The sequence below is a fragment of the Methanobrevibacter cuticularis genome, from assembly GCF_001639285.1.
Lineage (GTDB): Archaea > Methanobacteriota > Methanobacteria > Methanobacteriales > Methanobacteriaceae > Methanobaculum > Methanobaculum cuticulare.
The window spans coordinates 1-5,229 of the sequence record NZ_LWMW01000155.1 but is presented as its reverse complement, the minus strand read 5'-3'; the positions used below and the strand labels follow the sequence as shown (position 1 = coordinate 5,229).

General features: G+C 27.2%; 3 protein-coding genes. All 3 read left to right on the top strand.

Features of this window, described 5'->3' with window-relative positions; genetic code table 11:
• Window positions 1-1,646: transglutaminase-like domain-containing protein (locus tag MBCUT_RS09870; RefSeq protein WP_067260559.1), on the top strand; the 1,646-nt coding region annotated here is incomplete at its 5' end.
• Window positions 1,647-1,658: 12 nt separating this feature from the next.
• Entirely contained in the window at window positions 1,659-4,796 is a 3,138-nt protein-coding gene (locus MBCUT_RS09865; protein WP_067260556.1) for a right-handed parallel beta-helix repeat-containing protein, read from the top strand.
• Window positions 4,797-4,905: 109 nt separating this feature from the next.
• The coding region (locus tag MBCUT_RS09860; protein WP_157082577.1) for a hypothetical protein at window positions 4,906-5,229 on the top strand (324 nt) is incomplete at its 3' end.

The following is a 5,229-nucleotide window of genomic DNA, read 5'->3' as shown; positions in this document are numbered from 1 at the left end:
CTGATGGAATAGCTACTTTCAATATACAGATTTCACAAAATTTAAGTATCTCAAGTTCTGTTATAAAAGCTACGTTTTCACAACCAGGAACTACAATAATTGCATCTAAAGCTTTATCATACAAAACCGTGACAAAAAACTTGAAAAATCTTAACACTGATATTAACAAGGCTAAAAAACTGAATACGAATAAAAAATATATTTCTCAATATGATAAAAATAAATTACTCACGAAAATTAAAACTAATATTAATAATGTTAAAAAGAAATATAAAGGATCAAATAAAAATAAAATCCTAAAATCATTAAACACAGCTTATAAAAATGCTAAAAAGACAAAAGCATTGAAAGTTAACAGTATTAAAAAAACTACAGCTGATAAATATGTAAAAGGCGTTACTACTAAAAATAAGGATAGGACCTTTAAAGAAACATATGACTATAAAGATAATAAAATGCAATGGTTTGAAGTTGCTAACTCTACTACTATAGATCAAAGACCAGCAGGTCTTAGATGGACTACTTCAAAACAAAACACTACAACACTAAAAGGGAAGTATGTTAATTATGTAATTCCTAAAACCACTAAAACAACATATAGCAATGGTATTAGAACAGTAGTCGTTAACGAGTCTTTTCAGGTAACAGGACTCAAATCATCAGCTAAAAACAAATACTTGTTATTGATTAATACAACCAAGACAAAAGAAAACTATACTTACTTAGCAAACAAATATTTAGCTTCTTCAACTAAATGTGAGGTTAATGACCCTTATATTAAAGAATTAGCAAAAAATATCACTAAAAGTTATAAAAGTGATGATCATTTAGGAAAAGCTAATGCTATTTATAAATGGGTTCAAAAATATGTTGACTATGTAGAAGATGCTAATTATTCTGCAATGGGTGTTTTAAACAATAGTCATAAAGTTAATGGAAGATATGTTGCTAATTGTGTTGGATTTTCTAACCTAATATCCGCACTCTCTCGTTCAGTTGGAGTTCCAGTTAGATATAGATCAATATTATTTTTTAGAGACTATGATTTCCTATTTGATAATCCTCATGGAGGTCATGTTTGGAGTGAGGTATATGTTAATGGAAAATGGCAATATGCTGATGGAGCAACTCTAGATAACAGTGCTATAGTTTCTGTTGGTCAGGGTTTTGATCTTCAACAGATTAAACCAACTTCAGCCTATTATACTACTGATAATATTAATGAGTCATGGTATCTTGATTGTAATCATTATCTAAATAGTTCACATAAAGATTCTAATATCGAAAAAACACCGCCTGGAATAAATTCTACATTTCAAAGAGAAGGCAACGATTATTTCATATTCAGTACCACTTCAGTCACTACAGGAAACAAAGCTATAAGTATACTTAACTCTGCCTTAAATCTTTATATTGCCACATACAATTATTACTATAAACCTGTTTTTATATCAATTAAGAGTACTTTTGTTGAGCTTCATGGTGTTGATCCTATTAGTGGAAATAATATGGTTTTTTGGCTTGTTCATGCATATAAAAATGGTGTATTTTGTGGTTATTTTGAGTTAGGTGAGAATGGGATAGCATATCCATTCCAAAGTGGAATTCCATTTTTCTCAAATGGAACAATTATTAGCATAATATAATGGAGGTATTCTATGAAATTTAATAAGTATATTCTAATATTCATTGTTGGTGTAATGTTTTTTTCAGTGTCTAGTGTGAGTGCTGTGACTTATACGGTTAATGAAACTTGGACTAGTGATATGATTCAGGATTTAATCGATAATAATGTGGATATCACTAGTTTACATTTTAATAGTACTAGTAATGGTGTTTATAATAGTATAATGCTATCCATTAGTAAAACTATTAATTTATCATGTGATGTAGGGGTAGTGCTTGATGGTTTAGATTCTTCAGCTTCGTATTATGGATTTTCTATTATGGATGATAATGTTAATATTAATGGGTTCATTTTTACAAATTATTTATCTGGTATAATTGCTGATGGAATTAATAATTTAAAGATAGTTAATAACACATTTAAAAATATTGAAGATTCTATAGCTATCAGTGACTCTAAAAATGTTTCAATTATCAATAACAACATGAGTAGTAATAGTACTGGAGTCAACATTTATAAATCATCGAATACAAATATTTCATCCAATAATATTTCCAATGGTACAGCAGGTGTTTATATAGCTGAATCCAACAATACATTGATCAGTGATAATATTGTTAAAACTGAAGGCAATGGTTTACATATAGACTCCTCTAATGAAGTAGGGATTGATAATAATACGCTAGAAAATAACAAAGACTCAGGGGTCTATGTTTATAATTCCAATAAAGTGATTATTAAGAAAAATAAAGTTAAAAATAGTGATAATGATGGTATTAATGTTTATGCTTCTAATGAAGTAGATATTGATGATAATATAATAGAAACTAATAAAGGTTCTGGTATCACTGTCAATGAAGGAAATGACATTAAAATATCTAAAAACAAAATCAAAAATAATGACAATAATGCTGTCTATTCTGCAGGATCTAAAAGAATAAATATCCAGAATAATGATATTAATAATAATCGTGGGTCTGGAATATATGTTGATAACCCAGTTAATTTAACTGTTGAAGAGAACAATATAACAGATAATTCTGCATTTGGATTTTATCTTGAAAACTCTGATAATGTACTTATTAAAAATAATAACATATCTAATAATTCTAAATCAGGAGTATACTCAGATAACTCCACATATCTAAATATCACAGGAAATAAAATCATTAATAACCAAGAATCAGGATTAATATCTTATTATTCAGCTAATTTGGATATTTTTAATAATATCATAAATAATAATACTGGTTTTGGTGCATATCTACATGAAGATCAAGAGTATGTTTATAAAATTTTTCGATTGGTCAATAATTCCATTTGTAATAATGAAAATGAAGCTATATATATTTCATCTAACAATGAATTGGCTAATATTTATATTTTAGATAATATTCTTAATAATAATGGTGGAGGAATATTTTCTGAATCTGGCAATCAATTTATTCCAAATATTGGCTTTTTTTATGTGATTGCTAATCTGTTTGAGAATAATCGTGGAAATGCTATTTATTTAACAAATTGCTTAGGTGCTACTGTAGATAATAATACTTTAAAGAATAATTCTGGTATTGGAATTTTTGAAGATTTATGGAATCCTGGTAAGTTCATTGCTTATCCACCTTATGCTCATGTTTATAGTGTTTCTGGTAATGTTATTTGGGATAATGGTTTAGAGGCTATTCATATTGTTCATGGGTTTCTTTTAGATGTAAAGAATAATAAGATTAAGAATTGTTCTACTGGTGTTATTCTTGATACTTCATCAAATGTGGCTATAATTGACAATTCTTTTGTTGATTTGGGTGCTGGTATTATATTTAATAATGTTAATTTCACTACTCTCTACTATAATAATTTTTCTGATATTGATTCTCAGGCGGTATCTGCTTATTTTATTAGAGATTGTAGTTTTCATTATTCTAATGTTGTTAATGTAAGGAGTGATTCTTTTTATTTTGTAGACTCTGTTAGATCTATGCTGCATGATAATAATTTTTCTAATATTAAAGGTATGGCTTTAGTTTTGCTATCTTCTGCTGGAGATACAGATCTCAGGGATAATAGGTTTGTTAATTGTGAGTATGGTGTTTTTACTGATTCTAATGCTATTGCTACTGGTAATTATTTCTGGAATTGTGGTTTTGGTGTTTATGTTTCTGGTGAGAAGAATGATATTACTCGTAATGTTTTTTTAAATTGTGGTGAGGCTATTTCTGTTTATGGTGTTAATAATGAGTTTTATTATAATGTGATTAATGGTTCTAAAAAGTGTGGTATTTCTGTTAATGGTTATGGTAATCTTCTTTTTGGTAATAAGATGAATAATAATTATGTTGGGGTTTATGTTAATGCTGAAGGGAATAGTCTTAAGTTTAATGTTATTAAAAATTCTAAATTTGTTGGTATAGATATTTTTTCCTTTGGTTATAATAACATAACAAGTAATAAGGTCTTGGATAGTGGTAGTTATGGTATTAGAGTGAAATCAAACTTTAATAATATTAAAAATAACACTGTTAGCAATGCTAAATATGGTGTTTATCTAGATGGTAAATATAATTTATTGGAGAAGAATAATATTAAGTCTAGCTGTTATGGGGTTGTTTTAAAAGGTAATAATAATGTTTTAAAGGGCAATTCTGTTAATTCAAAAAATGGTATTAATATAAAAGGTAATAAGAATGCTTTAGTCTTGAATAAGTTTAAAGCTACTAATTATGGTATCATAGTCAAAGGTAGTGGTAATGCTATTAATGGTGGAACTTATTCAACTACTATATCTGCTAAAAAAGGTGTTTATGTTATTGGTCATGAAAATGTGTTGCAAAATCTTAAAATAAAATCTAAAGCTTATGGAATTTATGTAACAGGGAGAAAAAATACTTTATTTGCAAACACGTTAAATAGAAACAAAAAATTTGGAGTTCAATTGATTGGACATAATAATAAAGTAAAACAAAACACAATAAACCGTAATGGTGACCATGGACTTAAAATAATAGGAAATAAAAATACAATCACTAAAAACACAATTAAGTCAAATAAATATCATCAAATAAAAGTTTTAGGGGTTAAGAATAAAATAAGTAAAAATAAATTTGGAACAAAGTTAAATAAAGCAATACATACTGTGTATTCAAAAAACAGCTTTAAAAAAAACAAATAGCTAATTTTTTTGATGTAGGAGATAAGTAAAAATTGGGTTGTATTATTATCACAATCCTCTTTATTTTTTCCTGATATCTTTTTTAGTAGTTATTTTGGAGGAATTTTTAATGAATCTTGTATTTAATAAATATATTACAATTGGTTTGTTTTTATTATGTTTTGTTTCTTCTTTATCTAATGTTAGTGCGAGTACTTTTTATGTTGATGAGTCTTGGTCTAATGGTGATATTCAGGATTTAATTAATAATAATTTGAGTATTAGTGATTTGGTTTTTTCTAAAACAGGTAATGGGGTTTATAGCGGTATTAGTTTGGATGTTTCTAGGTCTATTAATATTGTTTCTGATTTTGGTGTTTTGTTAAATGGGACTAGTGTTGGTGGTGTTTGTGATTATGCTTTTAATGTTTTAGCTGATGGTATAAGTGTTAAT